Raw genomic sequence first — 22,558 nt, forward strand, 5'->3', positions numbered from 1 at the left:
TATTTTATAAGGCAATATTATAGTTGCCCACTACTATTTTATTACACAAACTTATCTACCACATATACCACTTGCATAAGTGTAATATAAGTAACACTGGCCAACATTAATTTTCTTGCAGATGCATTGTCTCTATTATCAAACAAACGAAAAGCAAAAAACAACATTACGCCACCCATTATAAATACAATTACGGCTGCCACTACAGATAATTGTAATGTTCCAGTAACACCAAAAGCAGGCACTACAGAAATTAACATCATCCAAACCGTATACATTATTATCTGAATAATTGTTCCTTTATCTTTTTTACCGGTTGGCAACATTTTAAATCCTCCTTTTTTATAATCTTCATCTAACATCCAACCCAAAGCCCAAAAGTGAGGAAATTGCCAAAAAAACTGAATCATAAATAACGTCCCCGGTTCTATTCCAAATTCATTAGTTGCTGCAACCCAACCCAGCATAAAAGGTATTGCCCCAGGAAAAGCCCCTACAAAAACCGCTAACGGAGTAATGGTTTTTAACGGTGTATAAACGCAGGTATATAAAAATATTGATATTGCTCCAAACATTGCTGTCTTTGGATTTACAAAATATAAAGAAACAATACCCGCTATGGTCATAGCTATTGCCACTACAGATGCCGTTGTAACCGTCATTCTACCAGAAGGAATAGGTCTGTTTTTTGTACGGTTCATTAACGCATCTAAATCTTTTTCTATAATTTGATTAAATGCATTTGATGCCCCTACCATACAGTAACCGCCAAAAGCTAAAAGTAATAGTACTGTAAAATCTATTTTATCTGCGCCTAAGAAATAACCAGCTATTGAAGAAAAAACTACACTTACAGCTAGCCTCGCCTTTGTTATTTCTTTAAAATCTGCAAATGCCGAAACATCTGTAGCTTCTTTTACTGTACCAACCGCAGTTTTCATTCTTATTTTTTATGGACTGCAAAGATATAACCTAAATGATTTCTTTACAACCAATTATGAAGGTTTATATTTTTGTTAAAATTTTTACCCAATACAAATAAAAAGGCCTGCCTATTTACCATAAGCAGACCTAATATTGATAGACAATTAACACTATTCCAATTTAAAATTAATTGGTATTGAATAAGGTACTACAACATTGCTTTTCCCTTGCTTACCCGGAGTCATTTGCGGCAACTTAGAAATAATGCGTTGTGCTTCTTTTTCTAATATTTTAGACGGACCTCTCATTTGAACATCTTTTACCACGCCATCTGTACCAATTTTAAACATTACACTTACCCTACCTTGCTCTCGCATTTCTATTGCTGCATCTGGATACCTAAAATAGCGTTTAACGTGCTTTTGCATTTTTTCATTAAAACAGTCCTTTCTTTTTTCTTTAGCTACTTTTTCACAACCAGGAAATATTGGAACCTCCTCAACAACATCTAAAGGAATTATTGGATCTTCTATAATTTTATGTTCTACAATGCTACTAACTGCTACAGGTTCTTCTGGGTCTGACTCAGTATCGTCTATAAAATCTGTAAAATCCTCAACTGCATTATCTGGAGTAATTTTAATTTTATCAGGATTTACCACTGTTTTTGCCAAAACCTTAACTTTTGGCTTATCCTCTTCTACTTTAAAATTATTAAGGTCTGGGTGGTACTCCACCATTTCTCTCTCTTGCTCTACTGGCTTAGTAGTATTTTCTTCTACAAATGCATAAGAAGACTCTAAAGCCAAATAAACTAAGCCCATTGCCACAACTAAACCAATTTGAAAGTTTAAGAAGCTGTTTTTTCGTAAATTTGCATCGTGCTTACTCTTTTTTGGAGTTGCATTGGTAGACGCTCTGTTGTTTCCATTGCCGTGGAAACCAACAGAATTTTCTGTGTTTGTTTTCATAATACTATTTTTATTTGTTACAATTATGTTAAAACACAAATAGTATACCAAAAAACCCCAAGCAATAGCTTGGGGTTTAATTTTTTACAGAAAAAAAGAATAAAAAAATCCGAACCTAATTGGTTCGGATTTTTTTTATATATTTTTAAGCGTATTTGCTTATTGTAATCTAAATGTAATAGGTAAACTAAATGGAACACGTACAGCCCTACCTCTTTGCTTACCAGGAGTCATCTTAGGAAGTTTACCAATAATTCTGGCAGCTTCTTTTTCTAAGTTTTTATCTGGACCACGCATTTGAACTTGACCAATAGAACCGTCTTTTTGAATAACAAAACGTACACTTACTCTACCCTGAATACCCATTTCTTGAGCAATTTCTGGATATTGGAAATGCTTTCTAATGTGCTTGTTCATTTTTTCGTTGAAACAATCTCTTAAAGCCTTAGCTCCTTTTTTCTTTACTTTTTCACATCCAGGAAAAATTGGAACATCTTCAATTACAGAAAAAGGTACATCTACATCTACTTCTACTTCTTCTTCAACAACATCTTCAACATCCATTACTTCCTCTTCCTCATCAGACTCAGTATCCTGAATAACAGATTCCTCTACTTCTACATCATCTTCAACAACAGCAATTTCTTCTGGTGCTGCTGGTGGTGGCGGTGGTGGTGGTGGAGTTTTAATCTGTTCTGTCATTGGAACTTCTTCATCTAACATATCATCAACATTCTGTGTAATGTCGTATGTATTATCTTCATCGTATTTTTTGTACTCTAGTGCACGCCAAACTATAAACATAACAAGAGCCAGCCCTATTGCAAAATAAAGACTGCTGTTTTTTGTTAAGTCAGCTTGTGGATTTTTCTTTGGTTCCATAGGTTTTAATTTAGTGTTCGCTAATTTAAATAAATATTATCTAATTAAGCAATTAATTTTTTCATTTTAATATTCTTTCTTTTAAAAAAAGTTGCTTTGCAACAAATAATCCTACAAAAACACCTATTGTATTGGCTACAAAATCTAAAAATTCTGCGCTTCTGGTAACGGTGATTGTGTGCTGTAATATCTCAATAATTATGCCATATACAATTAAAATAAAGGCTAAATACCAAATAATTAATGTTTTAACTTTTTTTATGTTAAAAAACTCTTTTAAAGACAACACACCAAGTAATGTGGCTACACTATAAAAAGTGAAATGTACTAGCTTATCTATATATGGTATTTTAACAGAAGGAAGATCTGTATTACTGAAAGAAAATAAGCTGAGTAATGTAATTAACACTACCCAGCTTATAAATAATATGGTATAAATTGGCTTTTTAACCACCAATTAAATCTTTATAATCAGCATCAGACATTAATTCCTGTGCCTGTGAAGCATCACTAATTTTAATTTTAATCATCCAACCATCTCCATAAGGATCTGTATTTACCTTTTCTGGCTCATCTTCTAAAGACTCATTAAACTCAATTATTTCTCCAGATAATGGCAAAAATAAATCTGAAACAGTTTTAACGGCTTCAACAGTACCAAAAACCTCATCTTTATCTAAGGTCTCATCTAGTGTTTCTACCTCAACATAAACAATGTCTCCTAACTCACCCTGAGCAAAATCTGTAATTCCTACAGTGGCAACATCGCCATCTATTTTAACCCACTCGTGATCCTTAGTATACTTTAATTCTGATGGTATGTTCATTTTAGTATCATTTTAATTAATGCAGCAAATGTAACAGATAAAAAATGATTTGAAAATTATTTATTTTGAAAAATTACAAGAAATAATTCTTTTTAAAACAGCTACTTAATATTTACCAGTAAAACACTTACAAAACTGAAGTAAAAATTAGTTACCAAAGTTATACTTAAATGTAAAACCTGTATTAATTGTAGTTTGCGGAAATGCAGTTGAAACTGCAAATTTAGAGAACGAATGATCATAAAAGAAAGCAACCTCTAACGATTTGCTTAACGCATAATCTGCACCAAACTTTAATGAAAACACATTTTGACCCGATGTAATTTGATTATTATTTAACTCTAAGTTTCTAATAATGGTAATATTATCCTTTAAAGTAGCATCTAACTTTAAGTTTAAATCTCCTTTAAAACGCATTTTATCTCCTCCTATATTAGTAACAAAGTTTACATCTTTAAACCTATACCCTAAACCAACAGTATAATCTTTACTATTAAGCTCTGTAAGTAAGTTATTATCAAAACTCATTGTTAAAGCCCTCATTGTTTGTAGCTCTGCAACAACGCTCATAGAGTTCTTCATTTCAAAATCTAAACGAACCAATGGGTTAAATTGATCTGTTAACACAACGTTTGCCATAATATTCTCTGGCAAGAAATCTTGAGTTTCAGGATCTATAGTTGTATTTTCTCTTTCTAAATTAGTTTGAAAAGAGTTGATGTTATATGAAGCCCTATAACCGTGACTAATAGAGAAACGCTTAAATTTTTCTTTAAACCAATTTACACGCATTAAACCTGTGTACTTTAATCTCCAGTTAGGAATAGGAAAGTTTCTAAATGCTCCTAACTTTACTTTTGATGCATCTTGCCCTGTGTAAGCAGCAATAAACGCAGGCAATAATACATTCTGACTAGTTTTACCGTAACGCTCTGGGTAACCTTCTGCATCCCTAGCTCCTGTATTACCTGCTAAACGATTGGCAATAACTAACCTATTTTCTTTAAACTGATCAAAAGTAGCCGACTCAAACTCATCACTTTTTGTAAAAGCTGTTTTTATCATCATTGTAGAGATACCAAAATTTCCATAATTGTTTCCTAAAAGGTTTTGATACTCATACTCTCCATTTTCAAATGCAACTGAAAAATTTTCTTGGTAACGTTCAGACAAGTTTCTGTTTGCTGTAATATCTATAGTTAAATCTCTAATTGGTTCTGCAACCGCAGTAATATCTAACTGTCTATTTGTTTCTTGTACAAACTGCTCATTAAATTCTGAAAATGTTGTTAACCAACCTCTCTTAGCAGCATCATAACGTATATCTTCTTGACTACCAAAAACAAATCCTAAACTAGGTTTAGTTGTTCCTACAAAACCAATTGAGTTTGTATAACCCGGTAATTGTTTACCTCTAGTTTCTGTATAATTAAAGTTTACACGCTTAACCATTGTAATTAAATCTGTGGCAATTTTTCCAAATCCGCCATTTTTTGCTTTAGGCGTATTACCAGCTTTATCTTGGCGAGTTGTTGTTAATTGAGATTTGCCTTTAGATTTTCTTAACCCAACCATATCATACAATTTTTGCATAGTTAAGTTTGCTGCTATTGTATGTGTACTTGCGTTTTGTATTCTATTAATATCTTCACCAGCGACCTCTTTTAAAGCATCTCCACCACGTTGCCAGTCAAAATTACTTGTGTAAACATATTGCGCATTAATAAAATCTAAAGCTGGTATTTTATTAAACGGAATATCATAATTTAACTCAAACTGTTGTGCGTGTCTGTTTGGCTCTCCTATATCAAAAAAGCCATCCCAAATATTTAATTGATCATCTATATCTACTCCTATATCATCTTTATAATAATTACGTATTATATTGTTGTTTGAAGCAGATATATTAAAACGTAATGATTTAGTTAAGTTATAATTTATATTGTATTGCCAGTTAAACATATAATTACGTTGTTGTAGCTCTGGCAAAGCTAAAGCATCTACACCTGGCTCTACAACATCTCTAAAACGTTGTTGATTAAACTGACGATTTATATTTGAGTTAACTGCTATGCTTGTTGGTAATAAATTTAAATTGATGTCTTTTAACCATTTTAAATATTTACCTGTAAATAATGAATCTTTTTTAGCAAAAGGTGCTATTTCTACTGGTTCAAAATTATGAGCATACGTTAAACCAGCAACCACATTTTGGTCTTTTAATTTAGCAATTTCAAAATCTCTATGGTTTACCTCATTGTATGAATAATTAAAGGTAAAGTTTTCTACATCGTAAAAATTAGCATCTGCCTCTTCTCCTCTATTTTTACGCACACCAATAAAGTTTATACTTGTTCTTTTTGTGTAATCTTCTGCTTGTTCTTCTATAGCATCTGCTTCTTCTTTTGTTTGTGCAGCTGCAATTCTATCCTCTAACTTTAAGTCATCATAAACTGGATCAAACTCTGGCGTAATTAACTGCTCAGATATTCCGTAATTAAATGGTAATTGTATACCTAGCTTTTTAGGTAACAACTGCCCCAGGTTAATATTTGTAACAGCATCATAAGACATTGCATCTTCTCTGGCACGTTCATTTGGCATTTGATCTATACCACCAAAACCAGATGTACTTTTGCTTCCTGTAACAGAAACATCTGCAAAATCTGCAAGATTTAAATCTACGGCACCAATTGCTGCCCAGCCACCATTGCTATCTAAACCAGCCAAACGCAACTCATTAAACCAAACCTCTCCACGTGCAGCAGCATCACTAGTGTTTTTTACACCCACCATCATACTACGTATACTACCTAAAGATGGGTTACCTCTTAAACCTATACGCATTACTCCAGGCTCACGAGCATCAAACTCATTTACAGGAACAACTTCACCGTCTATAATTTCATAATAGTTTATTTGACTTAAAGTTTGCCCAGCTATACCGTAGGACTTTATTTTGTTTAAGTCTGATAACTCTATAAGTATCTCGTTATCCTCTGGCCAAATCTTTTCTCTGTCACTTTCTCCGTGAGCAGTAAACTCTAAAGGAACTTCTATTTGGTAAAAGTTTTCACTAAAATCTGTACCTAGCCTTAAAAAACCAACCAAAGGTCTTTCTCCATCAGGAAAATCGGTTTCTAAAATTTCTTCTGCATGAATAAACATTTTAAGACGCTCATATTGTCTTACATCTATATTTACATTTTTAAATACACCTCTAGAATCCTGAGACTCTAAGTTTTCTATTTTAAATGATAGTGATTGTTCATTTTGCTGTACAATAGTATTGTTATTATTAAGTTGCTCTCTACGCAAACCTGGAGGCAAGTCATAAATAATTGGTGATCTTGTATTGTTTTCTTCAATATTAACTGTTGCAACATCTACAAAAGTGCCATCATCATCAGGATTATTATCTACATCTGGCTCTAAAGATTTTGTATAAGTACGCCAGTCACCCCTAACCAAATCTAAAGTTGCAAAACGCATTACAACATCATCAGAAAAACCAGTTAAATACATACGCATAAAACTAATAGATCTAAAATCTGTAATACCTCCAATGTCATCTGTAAAATCACTTAACGGAATTTTATACTGTATCCATCTTCTATTTAAAACAGAACCATTAGGTAAAGTTGGCGTTTGGCCTTCTTTAATATCAGTTACATACTTATCATTAATAGTAGTGTTAGGCTTAACAGGAATTCTGTATTCATAATAACTGTTTACAGTATTCATTGTTAAATCTCTATCTATATCTTCTACATCTGGCAATGTAGTAGAACCCCTGTTTGTATTGGTTACCTGTACAGGAGAGTTGCCTTGCGGATTGTTGTAATTTATGTAACGCTCTAAAATACTACCTTCTTTATTTAGGTAATACTCATAATTATCTAAAGCAGGATCATCTGCAGGGTTATTTGTAAAAATTGATGTTTCATCTGAATCACTTAAACCATCATACCCTAAATCTTGTAATGTTCTGTTGTTTTCTTCTGCATCAAAAGCATAAACAAGAGACTGTGTTGCTGGTACTTTACCCCATGATGTTTCAGAAACTAAATCGTTGCTAGATATACCTGGCAAACCATTTTCATACTGCTTTTTACCATCTTTTAAAATATCTTCAGATATATTACCAATGTTAAATACCAATTCACCAGAACTTGTGGTTTCCCCATCTACATAAGGATCTAAAACCCAAAACTGCACAAACTCTACATTGGCTTGCTCAAAATTTGTACTACTCATTGGACGCATAATTCCCGCCCATTTATCTTCTGGAGCAGTAGTATTAAAGTCTGCATTGTTATTGTAAGGACCTTTAAGGTTTGGATAGTATGCCAAATCTAAAGTTCCTTGAGTTGTAGATTGTCCCTGTGCAATTTCTACCTTAGGAAAAACCTCATCTATAAAAACTCTTCTGGTTGCATTTAAAGAAATATCATTATCATTAATTCCTGATGGTCTTTGGTTAGAATAAAAAAGACGATCTATAGAATACCAAGCCATTTTAGCTCTTCCAAATCCATTTCTAAGATTTTCTGTATCATCTGGAGAACTACCATACAATTGCCCACTTGGATCTGCAAACTCTAGAGGTGTACTTGCCAAATACCAACCTAATGAAGACCTTATATCAATTAAAGATTGTGCTCCTTCAAAATCATCTACATAGGTTGTAGTTTCTCCTTCAAAATTTGCATTTTTAGGCGAGTTTGGTTTTAATAAAGCTACCTCACCACGTATAGATAAGTTAGATGGAACATCTGTATCTATATTTGGCAGTTTATTTACCAACCTAGTTAAAAAAGGAATTTCTGTAGAGAAGTTTCCATTTAAACCAAACATTGTATTATTAACTGGCTCTACACCATAAGAAGATTTTTGAGTAAGCGGACGTTCATTTAAATTTAAAAAAGTACCCCCTAAAACAAATTTCTCATTAAACTGATGCTCTACATTTACTCCTGTAAAACGTCTAGTTTGTTGTCCAAACACTGCATTATTTTCTACCGAAATATTAATTGGTGTATTACTAGCCTCCAAACTAGGGTCTAAAATTTGTACTGTTCCTGCAGAATAGTTTACGGTATAATCTATACCTTCTTGTAATTGTCTGCCCCCTGCGGTTACACGTACAGAACCCCTTGGAACATTAAAAGCACCAATAGGAATGCCATTAATACCCTGAGATTTGTATTTACCTTTAATTATAAACTTATTTTTATCTGCATCTTCTAAGGCTGCAGATTTAGTACGTGAGTACATATTTCTGTACACATACTTTTTTTGGTTATCATTATAACCTTGGTCATTATCTACATCATAAACACCACCACCTAACTCATCAAAAATATACTCACCAAAAGGTTCGACTTTGGTAAAAATTATATTTCCGTTTTGAGAGTCTATAGTTAAACCTTCTACATAATCAAAAAAACCATCTCCACCAGATTGCACATCATTATACGCATTTAACCTATCTAAATTAAACACATCTAATAAAATACGTTCTTGTAATGGCTTTGGTGTTGTAGGCCACCCAGAACCTGCGCCCTCTGCAACAGGAGTTATATAGTTTCTTGGTGTTGGGTCTGTATATAAAATATTAAGCTTAAAATCTTCTTGACTTAGTTGATACGCACCTGTGTTGTAGATGTTTTTCATCATTAAATCCCAAATAGGATCTTGCACAGCAGTAATATTACTCTTAAGTAATTTTAACACCAAAGTATTGTTTTCTACCACAGGAGTAGCACCTGCTGAAACCGATGTTGCCTCTAAACCACCATTTGCAAACTCACCTACTTGGTATACATTACCTTGGTAAGTGTACTGAAAAGCAACAGCTAAAACCTCATCATTACTTAAACGCTGACTTAATGAGATATATCCTAATTGAGGATGAAAAGTATACTCTCCTTTTCCTACATCTAATTTTCTTGCATTTTCTAAAATTGTATAATCAAAGCCCTGGTTAACAGTATAACCTGGCACATTAAAACCAGCTTGTACGGTTGCTATATCTCTAATTTGACTTGTTAACGCACCACCGTTACTTATTAAAGCAGGATCATAATCATTGGCATTGTTAAGTGGTAAATTACCTGCTGCACTAGCGTTAAAAAACCCTGCAGGAGCTCCACCACTTTTACCTATTCTTGTTTGGTCTGTGTTAGATTCTCCTAAATCTTGTATAGCAACAACATTTCTAACATTTAATGTTTCTTGTCTTCTGTTTGTTACCCAAACTTCTAATCTTGTAATTTGTACTTGACTACGTATATATGGGTAATTTTCTAAAGCTGCATCATAGTTATCTCTAAAATACTGCGCTAAAAAAAAGTGTTTATCCTCATCATAATCTAAAGCCGTAAAAGAAAACTCTTCTACCGTACCGCCACCTTGTGCAACAACTGTATTATTTTGTGATCTTTGTTCCGATAAAACTGCTGTAACCAACGTTTTGCCAAATTGAAGCTGTGTTTTAACACCAAATAAACTTTGCGCCCCTGTAATTAAAGAGCTATTTAGTGGCATACTAATATTACCTACTTCTATTTTTTGTATAATATCATCTTCTGTTGGCGTATAATCTAATTTAACTAGATTCTGAAAATCAAAAGTAGCTTCAGTATTGTAGTCTGCACTAACTTGTAACCTTTCTCCAATTTTACCAAGCATACTTAATTGTATCTGCTGATCAAAATCAAAACTAGTATTAGTACGTTGTCTTGGAGATAAAGATGGATTATCATTCTTTTGCCAAATAACACCTAAATCCATTGCAACAGAACCTGTTGGAATAACCTCTATGGTATTACCTCCAAAAATAGATTGAAAAAAATTATTGTTTACATAAAAGTTAGGCAATAAATTTTTTCTTGCTTCCTCACTACCTGCTTTTTTTCCAGAAAAAGCATCTGCTTTTTCTTTAAAATAGTTTTTCATTCCCTCTTTACGAGCCAACTCAAAATATTCATCTGGAGTTAAATAAATTGGGTAACTAATATTAAACTCTCCTACTTTTTCTGAATATACATATTTATCTAGATCAGGGTCATAAGTATATTTAGAAACAATACTGTTAGGATTAGGCAAAGTAATTTTACCAAGTGCAACACCCGTTTTTGTAGAATCTTGTTCTTGCTCTTCACCATCTTGTGCAAATGCAAAAGTTGGCGCACCTAAGAAAAGCACACATATAATTAATAACCTATATAATGGTGAAAGATTTTTTTTTGCCCCTGTTTTCAAACTTATTACAAATTTTTCAGCGCCAACTTAATAATGTTTTCAACGCTTAATGTTGGGTCTTGACTAACAACTACGTCAACAGTTTTTTCTGCTTGCTTACGTGCAAAACCAAGAACCTCTAAAGCAGATAACGCTTCTTCTTTATTTGTATTGTTTGAAGAAGTAGAAACTTCATCAATATCGTATATTTTTAATACTTTATCTTTTAAATCTAATATTACACGCTGTGCAGTTTTTGCTCCAATACCTTTTACAGATTGTATAGTTGCAACGTCTCCGCCCGCAATTGCATCTCTTACCTGGGCAGGTGATAATGATGATAACATTGTACGTGCAATACTAGGGCCTATACCAGATACAGAAATTAATAATCTAAAAATTTCTCGTTCAGATTTTTCTGCAAAACCAAAAAGTGTGTGTGAGTCTTCTTTTACTTGTAAATGCGTATACAGCTGAATATTTTCTGCATCAGACACCTTGGATAAGGTATGCAGTGATATGTTTACAAAGTAACCTACACCATTACACTCAATTACTAAAAATGTTGGATTTTTCTCTACTAATTTTCCTCTTAAATGTGTAATCATATGAATGGTATAGGTTGGTTTGTATTATTTTATTTACTGATTGTTTTTAGCTTTTCTTCTTTTTTCTCTCTCTTGTGCATCTATTACAGCTACTGCGGTCATATTTACCATTTCATCTACATCTGCTCCTAATTGAAGAATATGTACAGACTTTCGCAAGCCTAACATAATTGGCCCTATTGAGTCTGCATCATTTAACTCTTTAAGCAACTTATAGGTAATGTTAGCCGACTCTAAGTTTGGAAAAATAAACGTATTAACCTTTTTACCTGCTAATTTAGAAAACGGAAACTGACTCTGTAATAGCTCTTTATTTAACGCAAAATCCATTTGTATTTCTCCGTCTACAACCAAGTTTGGATGTTTGGTATGTAATATTTCTACCGCTTTTCTAACCTTAACAGCATTTGGCTCGTTAGAAGACCCAAAGTTAGCATAAGACGTCATAGCCATTACAGGATCAAAACCAAAAGTTTTAGCTACGTTAGCTGTCATTAAAGCAATATCTGCTAACTCCTCTGCATTAGGGTTAATATTTATTGATGTATCTGCTACAAATAAAGGTCCTTTATCTGTAACCATTATGTTTACTGTTGCGGCTTTTTGCACATTAGATGCTCTACCAATAACTTCAAAAACAGGTTTTACTACTGTTGGGTATGCCCTAGAGTAACCAGAAATCATACCATCTGCATCACCTACTTCTACCATCATAGATCCAAAATAGTTACGCTCTCTCATTTTAGCTTTGGCGTAGTAAAAGGTAACTCCTTTACGTTTTCTGTTTTCCCAAAACTTAGTAGCGTATAATGTACGTTGCCCTTTAGACTCTGTTGCTTTAGTATCTATAATTTGCACGTCTGCATCAAACTCTAACTCTGCTTTAAGTTCTAATATAGTTTCTTTTTTACCTAATAAAATTGGCTCTGCAATACCTTCTTCATAAGCAATTTGTGCTGCTTTTAGTACATCTAAATGATCTGCTTCTGCAAAAACAATTCTTTTAGGATTTACTTTTGCTCTGTTGTGTAATAAACGTACAACTTTATTGTCATTACCAGAACGCCTAATTAATTCCTCTTTGTATTTATCCCAATCTTCAATAGGTTGTTTTGCTATACCACTATCCATAGCAGCCTTTGCTACAGCTAAAGGAATTTCTGCAATTAATCTTGGATCAAAAGGCTTAGGAATAATATAGTCTTCACCAAAAGTTAATCTTGTTTCTCCGTACGCAATATTTACTTGCTCTGGCACTGGCTCTTTTGCTAACTTAGCTATGGCTTTAACTGCTGCCATTTTCATAGCTTCATTAATACCTGTAGCTCTTACATCTAGTGCTCCTCTAAAAATAAAAGGAAATCCTAAAACATTATTTACCTGGTTAGGATGGTCAGACCTTCCTGTAGCCATTATAATATCTTTTCTTGTTTTTACAGCTAAATCATAATTAATCTCTGGATTAGGATTTGCCATTGCAAAAACAATTGGGTTACTTGCCATAGACAATAACATTTCTGGAGAAACAATATCTGCAATAGAAAGTCCTACAAAAACATCTGCATCTTTCATAGCCTCATCTAAAGTGTCTATTTTTCTGTCTGATGCAAACTCAGCTTTTTCTTTAGATAAGTTACCTCTATCAGATCTTATAACACCTTTACTATCTAGCATTACAATATTCTCATCTTTAGCTCCAAAAGCTTTGTACAACCTTGTACAAGAAACAGCAGCAGCACCTGCACCACTTATTACAATACGTACTTCTTCAATTTTTTTACCTGCTATTTCTAATGCATTTAATAATGCCGCTGCAGAAATAATAGCTGTACCGTGCTGGTCATCATGCATTACAGGAATATCTAACTCCTCTTTTAATCTGCGCTCAATTTCAAAAGCAGCAGGTGCACTTATATCTTCTAAGTTAATACCACCAAAAGTAGGTGCTATCATTTTTACAGTTTCTACAAACTTATCTACATCTTTAGTATCAACCTCTATATCTACACCATCAATATCAGAAAAAATCTTAAATAACAGTGCTTTCCCTTCCATAACAGGTTTAGATGCCTCAGGACCAATATCACCCAATCCTAAAACAGCTGTACCGTTAGATATTATAGCAACTAAATTACCTTTAGATGTATATTTATATGCGTTTTCTTTGTCTTTTTCTATTTCTAAACAAGGCTCTGCTACTCCAGGAGAATAAGCTAATGCCAAGTCTCTTTGTGTTGCATAAGGCTTAGTAGGAACAATTTTTATTTTACCAGGCTGTGGTTTTGCGTGGTAAATTAAAGCTTCTCTTCTATTCTTCTCGTTGCTCATTGCTTCTAATTTTAAGGTGCAAATTTAAGGGTATAGTACCAATTAAATTATAATATTAATCTAAAAAATCTATGTTACGTTGTAATCCTGAGAATTTAGTACGCTTTACTGCAGATTTCTTGAAAACTTTTCTAAAAACATCTTCTGTTATTTCTTGCCAATCTTTTTTTGTCATAGATAGCAAATCTGGATGCGGATTAAATAACGGCTCATTGTGTGGCTTAGAAAATCTATTCCAAGGACACACATCCTGACAAACATCACATCCAAAAATCCAATCATCAAACTTACCTCTAACCTCAGCAGGAATTTCATTTTTTAATTCTATTGTAAAGTATGATATACACTTGCTACCATCTACAACATACGGATCTACAATTGCCTGCGTAGGGCAAGCATCTATACAGGCGGTACAAGTACCACAATGATCTGTTACAGCACTATCATAAGCCAGTTCTATATCTACAATTAACTCTGCAATAAAATAAAAAGAACCTACTTTTTGTGTTATTAAATTACTGTTTTTACCTATCCAACCTAAACCACTTTTTGCAGCCCAAGCTTTATCTAAAACAGGTGCTGAATCTACAAACGCCCTACCTTCTACCTCACCAATGTTGTTGGTAATAAACTCTTGTAATTCTCTTAATTTAGATTTTATAACGTGGTGGTAATCTTGCCCATAAGCGTACTTAGAAATTTTTAATGCATCGTTATTTTGCGTATCTTCTGGGTAATAATTTAACAATAAAGAAATTACAGATTTAGAACCTTCTACAAGCTTTGTTGGATCTAAACGCTTATCAAAATGGTTCTCCATATAAGCCATTTGACCATTCATATTTTTGGTAAGCCATTTTTCTAATCGTGGAGCCTCTTCCTTTAAAAACTCAGCTTTAGACACGCCACAAGACATAAACCCTAAGCGTTTTGCTTCATCCTTAATTAAAGCCGTTGTTTTTTCTTTATTTACTAGTGGTAACTTCACATCACAAATTTAATGGTTTACAAGCAATAAAAATTATTTAGTAAGTGTATTAAATACAAACACTATTTAAAAGCTGCATAAACAATAACTTAACAAAATACTTACATAACTTTATTATAAAACATATAAATTGCTTATTTTACTATTTATGAGCAAGCTTTACAATTCTAAATACTACCACAGAGATTTATCTTGGCTACGTTTTAACCACAGAGTTTTACAAGAAATTAAAGACAAACAAAATCCTTTGTACGAACGTATAAAGTTTTTAGCAATTTTTTCTTCTAATTTAGATGAATTTTTTAAAGTTCGTGTATCAGACATTAGACAAATAAAAGACATTAAAAAGCCGTTACGCAAAAAGCTTATAACCAAACCCAACAAGGTTTTAGCCGAAATAAAAAAACAAGTAGATATACAACAACAAGAATTTGGAGCTATTTTTTTAAACGAAATTATTCCTGATTTAAAGGCAGAAGGAATACACCTTATAAATTATAAAGATTTTACCCTAAAGCAAAAGCAGTTTGCAGAAGACTATTACAATGCCAACTTAAAAAATTCGCTTAGTATACAAACAGAAAAAACAGCAACTAAAAACTCTATTTTTGCAGAAAATGAAGCATCATACCTAGTTACATTAAAAAATAATGAAGAAATAGAACTTGTAGAAATTCCTGAAAACAAACCTCGTTTTATTGTGTTTCCTTCTACAAACCAAACCTACTTTGTTACTTTTATAGATGATGTTTTAAAATACAATTTAAACAAAGAAAATAATACCAATTACTACGCCTTAAAAATATCTAGAGACGCAGAGTTGTATATTGAAGATGAGTTCTCTGGCAATTTAATGCAGAAAATAATAGATGCTTTACCCAAAAGAAAAACCGGACAAGCAACACGTGCTTTAATAGATGCAAGTGCACCAACAGCACTTTTAAATGCAATAAAAAGCACATTAAACGTGTACAATACCGACATTATTTTAGGTGGCATTTATCATAATTTTAAAGACTTTTTTAGTTTCCCTAATCCCACCAAAAAACAATTAAGCAATACTAAACTAGAGCCATTACCACACCCTTTACTAACTAAGCACAACTCAGTTTTTAATGCAATAGACACTAAAGACCAACTGATACACTACCCTTACCAATCTTTTGAACCTGTTATAAAATTGCTAGAGGAAGCTGCCTCGTCTAAAGAAGTAAAAACTATAAAAATAACACTGTACCGCTTGGCAAAAACATCTAGGCTAAATACTGCTATTGCTAACGCTGCAAAAGCTGGTAAAAATGTGGTTGTGTTTATAGAAGCAAAAGCTAGGTTTGATGAGGACAACAATTTAAAATGGGGTAAAATATTTAAAAATAACGGAGCAAAAGTTATTTATAGTTATCCTGGCATAAAAGTACACTCTAAAATAATATACATAGAAAAAGAAGTTAGTGGTAAGCTTAAAACCTATTGTTATATAGGAACTGGCAACTTTAATGAAAAAACTGCCAAATTGTATACAGATTTTGGTTTAATGACAGCAGATACAAAAATTTGCAAAGAACTAAATAGGGTTTTTCTAGTTTTAGAAGGTGTTTTAATTGTTCCAAAGGCTAAAAAATTACTGGTTTCCCCTTTTACAAGCAGACACGTTTTTTCTAGAATGGTAGAAAAAGAAATTGAATTGGCACAAGCAGGCAAACAAGGCTTAATTATTTTAAAGATGAACAGCCTTGAAGATAAAAAAATGATTCAATTGCTATATAAGGCAAGTAATGCTGGTGTACAAATACGCTTATTAATTCGTGGTATCTGTTGCTTGGTACCAGGCATAAAAGGACAAAGTACAAACATTACCGTAACAAGTATTTTAGACAGGTATTTGGAGCACGGCCGTGTGTATCTTTTTGGCAACGGAGGCAATGAAAAACTTTTTATTGGCTCTGCAGATTGGATGAAACGTAACTTATCACACAGAATTGAGGTAATTACTCCTGTAGAAGATAAAGACAACTTTAAAATAGTTAAAGATATTTTACAAATTCAGTTATCAGACAATGTAAAAGCCAGAGTTATAGATGCTAAACAACAAAATAAGTACGTCACAAATAACAAAAGCACAACACATTCACAATTAAAAACTTACAACTACTTTAAAAATATGTAGATCTATTTACAAGCACAAGAGTTTTGTTTTTTATTAGGTCTTATCACAAAATATTTAATACATTTGTTATGTAAACTTTAGGGGTGTTCTTTTTAAGAACTGAGAAATACCCTTTGAACCTGATGCTGTTAGTACAGCCGAAGGGAAAAGTTGAATTCTTTTTATGATTTCTATCTTTTAATGTTTTTTCCGTTTCTGGAGATTGCATTTTCACACACAGTTTACGATTTAATTGGATTTTTTTAACGCTATACCCTAGCACTTAAAATGTATCATTATGGTACCCATAAACGTAAATAACAAAGAGCACGTAGTTTCCTCAGGCACTACAATAGCCACATTAATACAAACTCTAGAAATTACCATTTTTGGTGTTGCAATTGCTATTAACGGCAATGTAATACCAAAAACAGACTGGAGCACTACTATTTTACAACCTCATGACAATGTATTGTTAATACGTCCTGCTCAAGGAGGCTAACCTAAAACTTTAAAAGATTTTATTATGAAAAAAAAAGACACCGCACCCAAACAAGACGGTATTACAAGACACCCTTTTCCTAATTCTAAAAAAGTGTATGTTTCTGGCAAACTATTTCCAGAATTAAAAGTTGCTATGCGAGAAATAGAGCTAAGTGACACCGTAGATTCACTTACCAAAAGTCGTACTCCAAACCAACCTGTAACTGTTTATGATACTTCTGGTCCTTATACAGACCCTAATAAAGATATTGACGTTCATAAAGGAATAGAACGCATACGTGAACAATGGATTTTAGACCGCGGCAACGTAGAACAATTAGATGGTTTTTCTTCTAAATACTGTAACGAGCGTTTAAATGATAAAAACTTAGATCATTTACGTTTTGGACACTTAAAAAAACCAATGCGCGCAAAAAAAGGAGAAAATGTATCGCAAATGCATTACGCAAAAAAAGGCATTATTACTCCAGAGATGGAATACGTTGCTATTCGTGAAAACCAACGTATAGATGAAATGACTCGTTTATCTAAGCAACACCCTGGCCAAGATTTTGGCGCTAGCATTCCTGCTAAAATAACACCAGAATTTGTAAGAGACGAGGTTGCTCGTGGGCGTGCAGTTATCCCTAGCAATATAAACCACCCAGAAGCAGAACCTATGATATTAGGCAGAAACTTTTTGGTGAAAATTAATGCAAATATTGGAAACTCTGCCACCACATCTTCTATAGAAGAAGAGGTAGAAAAAGCTGTTTGGGCTTGCCGTTGGGGAGCAGATAATATAATGGACTTGTCTACCGGACAAAACATCCATGAAACTCGTGAGTGGATAATACGTAACTCTCCGGTACCAATTGGAACCGTACCTATTTACCAAGCCTTAGAGAAAGTTAATGGCGTAGCAGAAGATTTAACTTGGGAAATTTTTAGAGATACTTTAATAGAACAAGCAGAACAAGGTGTAGATTACTTTACCATACATGCAGGTGTACGTTTACGCTATGTACCAATGACAGCAAAACGTATTACAGGTATTGTTTCGCGTGGCGGATCTATAATGGCAAAATGGTGTTTGGCACACCACAAAGAAAGTTTTTTATACACGCATTTTGAAGAAATATGTGAAATAATGAAAGCCTATGATGTTGCTTTTTCTTTAGGAGATGGTTTACGCCCTGGTTGCATTGCAGATGCTAATGATGAAGCTCAATTTGCCGAATTAGAAACACTAGGTGAGCTTACAAAAATTGCTTGGAAACATGATGTGCAAACTTTTATAGAAGGCCCAGGACATGTACCAATGCATATGATAAAAGCTAATATGGACAAGCAGTTAGAGGCTTGTGACGAGGCTCCTTTTTACACATTAGGCCCACTCACAACAGATATAGCTCCTGGTTATGACCACATTACATCTGGTATTGGTGCTGCAATGATTGGTTGGTTTGGTTGCGCAATGCTTTGCTACGTAACACCAAAAGAACACTTAGGCCTTCCTAATAAAGATGATGTACGTACAGGTGTTGTTACTTATAAATTAGCTGCACACGCGGCAGATTTAGCCAAAGGTCATCCCGGTGCTCAGCACAGAGACGATGCCTTAAGTAAAGCAAGGTTTGAGTTCCGTTGGGAAGATCAGTTTAACCTAGCACTAGACCCAGAATTAGCTCGTGAATACCATGATGAAACCTTACCTGCAGATGGCGCTAAAATAGCCCATTTTTGCTCTATGTGCGGACCAAAATTTTGCTCTATGAAAATATCACAAGAGGTTAGAGATTTTGCCGCTGTAAACGAAATAAAAGGAGACGAGGTTTTCACAAAAGGTATGGAGGAAAAAGCTAAAGAATTTAAAGACAAAGGATCAGAAGTGTATTTGTAATATAAAGTGGAAGTTCCTACGCCTTTTACTACGTAAGGCGTAGGCGGGCTTTCCGTTATATCTTTTGCTAAAAAAGGCAAAAGGATGCCACTACAATCCCTAACTCAAAAGCAACTTATGATAATAGTTATAGCACCAGAAAAAGATATCCCTAATGAAATAGAAATACTTCATCAGTTATTTAATGCTGGCCTGCAGTATTATCATTTAAGAAAACCTTTTAAAGATCTAGACCAGCATACAAATTATCTAAATAAAATAGAGTCACAATACCACAACCGTATTGTTGTACATTATTATCATGAGCTAATAAATAGCTTTAACTTAAAAGGCATTCATTTTCAAGAACAAAAACGTAGAGATACTATAGACAATCCTACACGGTATTTTAAAAACTTAAATATGTTTGGCAAAACAATAAGTTCTTCATTTCATAATCAAGAAGAATTAAACAATTGTTATTTTGAGTTTGATTATCACCTGCTTAGTCCTGTTTTTAATTCAATTTCAAAAAAAGATTACAAAGGGCGTGGCTTTAATGTAAATCACATAAACAAAACAATTGTTGGTATGGGAGGGGTTACAGCAGAAAACCTTAGCAAATTTAACACATTAGGGTACAAAGGTGTTGGTGTTTTAGGTGGAGTTTGGGGCGCAGAAAAGCCTGTAGAGGCATTTAAAAAAATAGATGAAACATTTTATCTAGTACAAAAAACAAAAAATAATGATTAGCAAATTACATTATATAAGTCAAGGTAAGACTCCAGAAGTACATTTAGCCAACATACAAAAAGCGTGTTCTTCTGGTGCAGATTGGGTACAGTTACGTTTAAAAAATGTAGATGAAGAAAGCTTATTTCAAATCGCTCTAAAGGCAAGAGAAATAACTTCACATTTTCAGACTAGATTAATTATTAACGATCATTATAAAATTGCTAAAAAAGTAAATGCAGACGGTGTACACTTAGGAAAAACAGATGCTTGCCCATTAGAGGCACGTGAGCATTTAGGAAAATGGATTAGTATTGGTGGCACGGCAAACACCTTAGAGGATTGCGAAAATTTATTAAAAAAAGAAGTAGACTACATTGGACTTGGACCATTTAGATTTACACAAACTAAAAAAAATTTGAGTCCAACTTTAGGACTACAAGGATACCAAGCAATTTTAGATGAGCTACAAACAACTACACCTATAATTGCCATTGGCGGCATTACAATTGCAGATGTTCCCGAGCTTTTAAAAACAGGAATTTACGGCATTGCAACATCAACAGAAATTACTGCCAATTTTAATAGCATTGCCACGCTAAATAAAGTATTAAACACACCAGCTACACAAGAGCAAGTGTACAAATTTGATAAAAGTAAAAATGATGAACGATAATTTAAAAATAGCAGACAAAGAGTTTTCTTCTAGATTATTTACCGGAACAGGAAAATTTAGTTCTTCAACCGTAATGAAAAATGCGTTACTAGCATCAGAAAGTGAATTGGTTACCGTAGCACTAAAACGTGTAGATGTAGCTAATGAAGATGACGATATTTTATCACATTTAAATCATTCTAGAATAAATCTTTTACCAAACACCTCTGGCGTGCGTACTGCAAAAGAAGCTGTTTTTGCTGCGCAATTATCTAGAGAAGCATTAGAAACCAATTGGGTTAAATTAGAAATTCATCCAGATCCAAAATATTTATTACCAGACCCAATAGAAACTTTAAAAGCTGCAGAAGAACTTGTAAAACAAGGTTTTGTAGTTATGCCATACATACACGCAGACCCTGTTTTATGTAAACGTTTAGAAGATGTTGGCGTACAGTGCGTAATGCCATTAGGCGCACCAATTGGCAGTAACAAAGGATTAAAAACAGTAGATTTTTTAGAAATAATCATAGCACAAAGTAACGTTCCTGTAATTGTAGACGCTGGCATTGGCGCTCCTTCACATGCTGCCTATGCAATGGAACTTGGTGCAGATGCTGTTTTGGTAAACACTGCAATTGCAGTATCACAAAATCCTATTGCTATGGCAAATGCTTTTAAGTTAGCTGTAAAATCTGGCCGTTTAGCCTATAATGCAAAGCTAGCTCCTATAAAACAAACAGCAGAAGCAAGCTCACCTTTAACCTCTTTTTTAAATGAGTAATTTTACATCACTTTTTAATAGTTATAATTGGGACGCCATTGTTGCAGATATTTACAGCAAAACTAATGCAGACGTAGAAGCTGCGTTACAAAATAACAAACGTACTTTAGAAGATTTTAAAGCCTTAATTTCTCCTGCTGCTAAACCATATTTAGAGCAAATGGCACAAATGAGTAATGCGTTAACAAAAAAACGCTTTGGCAATACAATGCAAATGTACGCACCAATGTACCTAAGTAATGAGTGCCAAAACATATGTACTTATTGTGGTTTTAGCTTAACCAACAAAATACCTAGACGCACGTTAACAGATGCTGAAATTTTAAAAGAAGCTGCCTTTTTGCGTAGTAAAGGGTATAACCATATTTTATTGGTAACTGGCGAGGCTAACAAAACCGTTGGTGTAGATTACATAAATAACGCCATTAAATTGCTAAAAAAAGAGTTTGCTAACATTACCATAGAAGTACAACCTTTAGACCAAGATGAGTATGAATTACTTGTTAAAAATGGCTTGTATGCTGTTTTAGTGTACCAAGAAACCTACCACAGAAACGAGTATAAAAAACACCACCCAAAAGGTAAAAAATCTAATTTTGATTATAGACTAGAGACACCAGACCGTTTAGGAAAAGCTGGCGTACATAAAATTGGCGTAGGCGCTTTATTTGGATTAGAAGATTGGCGAGCAGACAGTTTTTTTACTGCATTACACTTACAATATTTACAAAAAACCTATTGGCAAACTAAATACTCTATCTCGTTTCCTAGGCTTAGACCACACACAGGTGGTTTAGAACCAAAAGTAGTAATGGAAGATGCAGATTTAGCGCAGCTCATATGCGCTTACCGTTTGTTAGACGAAGATGTAGAGCTCTCTATGTCTACCCGAGAAAGCGAAAAATTTAGAAATAATATTATTAACCTAGGAATAACATCTATAAGTGCAGAGTCTAAAACCAATCCTGGTGGTTATGTGGTAGAACCACAGTCTTTAGAACAATTTGAAATTTCTGATGAACGCAGTACAGAAACTATTGCAGAGATGCTACAAAGCAAAGGTTTTGAAGTTGTTTGGAAAGACTGGGAAAGTGCTTGGTAAA

The 22,558-nt window shown here is 33.6% G+C and carries 16 protein-coding genes and 1 riboswitch; of the genes, 7 read left to right on the forward strand and 9 right to left on the reverse strand.

The genetic code is table 11. From position 1 onward, the window contains the following. Positions 1-41: 41 nt before the first annotated feature. The 9 genes from cyoE to queG all read right to left on the reverse strand — a co-directional run bounded on the left by cyoE (position 42) and on the right by queG (position 14,773). Positions 42-941 (reverse strand): heme o synthase, encoded by a 900-nt coding sequence (gene cyoE, locus JM80_RS01095; protein WP_013621450.1) that lies wholly within the window; start codon positions 939-941, stop codon positions 42-44. 153 nt (positions 942-1,094) lie between these two features. Then, complete coding sequence (locus JM80_RS01100; RefSeq protein ID WP_083653529.1) at positions 1,095-1,895, reverse strand: energy transducer TonB; 801 nt, start codon at positions 1,893-1,895, stop codon at positions 1,095-1,097. Between the two features lie 159 nt (positions 1,896-2,054). Further along, a complete protein-coding gene (locus JM80_RS01105) occupies positions 2,055-2,777 on the reverse strand; it encodes an energy transducer TonB (RefSeq protein ID WP_013621448.1) in 723 nt (240 codons plus the stop codon). 61 nt (positions 2,778-2,838) lie between these two features. Next, positions 2,839-3,231, reverse strand: a complete 393-nt coding sequence (locus tag JM80_RS01110; RefSeq protein WP_051456020.1) for a VanZ family protein — start codon at positions 3,229-3,231, stop codon at positions 2,839-2,841. Beyond that, positions 3,224-3,604 (reverse strand): glycine cleavage system protein GcvH, encoded by a 381-nt coding sequence (gcvH, locus tag JM80_RS01115; RefSeq protein WP_013621446.1) that lies wholly within the window; start codon positions 3,602-3,604, stop codon positions 3,224-3,226. The genes JM80_RS01110 and gcvH overlap by 8 nt, the downstream gene beginning before the upstream one ends. A 147-nt stretch (positions 3,605-3,751) precedes the next feature. Beyond that, on the reverse strand, positions 3,752-10,870 hold the full coding sequence (gene sprA, locus JM80_RS01120) for a cell surface protein SprA (RefSeq protein WP_144708983.1): 7,119 nt from the start codon (positions 10,868-10,870) through the stop codon (positions 3,752-3,754). A gap of 5 nt (positions 10,871-10,875) precedes the next feature. Further along, on the reverse strand, positions 10,876-11,457 hold the full coding sequence (ruvA, locus tag JM80_RS01125; protein WP_013621444.1) for a Holliday junction branch migration protein RuvA: 582 nt from the start codon (positions 11,455-11,457) through the stop codon (positions 10,876-10,878). A gap of 33 nt (positions 11,458-11,490) precedes the next feature. Then, positions 11,491-13,785 carry an NADP-dependent malic enzyme gene (locus JM80_RS01130; protein ID WP_144708985.1) on the reverse strand — a complete coding sequence of 765 codons (2,295 nt, stop codon included), beginning with the start codon at positions 13,783-13,785 and terminating at the stop codon, positions 11,491-11,493. 55 nt (positions 13,786-13,840) lie between these two features. Beyond that, entirely contained in the window at positions 13,841-14,773 is a 933-nt protein-coding gene (queG, locus tag JM80_RS01135; protein ID WP_144708987.1) for a tRNA epoxyqueuosine(34) reductase QueG, read from the reverse strand. Positions 14,774-14,921: 148 nt separating this feature from the next. On the opposite strand from queG, the gene ppk1 reads away from it, so the two are divergent. The 7 genes from ppk1 (at position 14,922) to thiH (ending at position 22,557) form a co-directional block, all read left to right on the forward strand. After that, a complete protein-coding gene (ppk1, locus tag JM80_RS01140; protein WP_186439737.1) occupies positions 14,922-16,940 on the forward strand; it encodes a polyphosphate kinase 1 in 2,019 nt (672 codons plus the stop codon). Positions 16,941-17,009: 69 nt separating this feature from the next. Next, a riboswitch (TPP riboswitch) is annotated at positions 17,010-17,103 on the forward strand. 114 nt (positions 17,104-17,217) lie between these two features. After that, positions 17,218-17,421: a sulfur carrier protein ThiS gene (thiS, locus tag JM80_RS01145; protein WP_144708991.1), complete on the forward strand. Its 204-nt coding sequence runs from the start codon at positions 17,218-17,220 to the stop codon at positions 17,419-17,421. 24 nt (positions 17,422-17,445) lie between these two features. After that, a complete protein-coding gene (gene thiC / locus JM80_RS01150; protein ID WP_013621439.1) occupies positions 17,446-19,305 on the forward strand; it encodes a phosphomethylpyrimidine synthase ThiC in 1,860 nt (619 codons plus the stop codon). Positions 19,306-19,422: 117 nt separating this feature from the next. Then, positions 19,423-20,037: a thiamine phosphate synthase gene (locus JM80_RS01155; protein ID WP_144708993.1), complete on the forward strand. Its 615-nt coding sequence runs from the start codon at positions 19,423-19,425 to the stop codon at positions 20,035-20,037. Continuing rightward, complete coding sequence (gene thiE, locus JM80_RS01160; protein ID WP_144708995.1) at positions 20,030-20,692, forward strand: thiamine phosphate synthase; 663 nt, start codon at positions 20,030-20,032, stop codon at positions 20,690-20,692. Before JM80_RS01155 ends, thiE begins: the two co-directional genes overlap by 8 nt. Then, entirely contained in the window at positions 20,682-21,455 is a 774-nt protein-coding gene (locus tag JM80_RS01165) for a thiazole synthase (RefSeq protein WP_034643178.1), read from the forward strand. The genes thiE and JM80_RS01165 overlap by 11 nt, the downstream gene beginning before the upstream one ends. Then, complete coding sequence (thiH, locus tag JM80_RS01170) at positions 21,448-22,557, forward strand: 2-iminoacetate synthase ThiH (RefSeq protein ID WP_089119533.1); 1,110 nt, start codon at positions 21,448-21,450, stop codon at positions 22,555-22,557. Before JM80_RS01165 ends, thiH begins: the two co-directional genes overlap by 8 nt. Position 22,558: the final 1 nt, after the last annotated feature.

This window comes from Cellulophaga sp. RHA_52 (genome assembly GCF_007827205.1).
In the GTDB taxonomy this organism is placed as follows: domain Bacteria; phylum Bacteroidota; class Bacteroidia; order Flavobacteriales; family Flavobacteriaceae; genus Cellulophaga; species Cellulophaga lytica.